The organism is Pseudomonas sp. UMAB-08 (assembly GCF_900095225.1).
Taxonomy (GTDB): domain Bacteria; phylum Pseudomonadota; class Gammaproteobacteria; order Pseudomonadales; family Pseudomonadaceae; genus Aquipseudomonas.
Genome location: NZ_LT607461.1, coordinates 1 through 489, shown reverse-complemented (window position 1 = coordinate 489; position 489 = coordinate 1). Strand labels below are relative to the sequence as shown.

The window sequence follows — 489 nt, the reverse complement described above, 5'->3', positions numbered from 1 at the left end:
GTCATCAACTCACCCCGCTACCCAACGCTCCCTTCACCTGATCCAACAACCCCATCTTCGATTCGTCAGGCAACTGGTCGAGCAGGTCCTTAACCTCCTTCAACGCCTTCGCCGCCTCCGTGGCCTTGAGCAGTTTTTGCAGCTCGGGCGTGGTCGCGGTTTCTGCGCTGAGGGCTGGCGGTGTGGGCAAGGCTTTCACCAACTTCAGCATATCGCCGGGGTCTTTGCTGAACGCCCGAATGTTGTCGAGATTGTCCAGCATCGGCAGGGCGATGCCCGTGACAGAATCAAATGCGCTGACTTGCGGAAAGCCCACCTTGCCGCGAAACACGGGGATGCCCAGCGATGGAATCAGCAGACCCACCAGATAACGCGGGTCGTGGCGCTTGATGCTCAAACCGACACTGGCCACCGCAATGCCCACCCCAATCACTTGCCCAGCCCTCGCCACCGGCGACAGGGACTTGTTGGATTCGGTGTCGAAAAAGA

Annotated in this window: 1 pseudogene; it reads right to left on the bottom strand. The window is 59.5% G+C overall.

The features are described from left to right. Positions 1-4 precede the first annotated feature (4 nt). Positions 5-489: pseudogene (locus tag K0F75_RS25420) on the bottom strand (DUF2235 domain-containing protein); the annotation flags it as partial.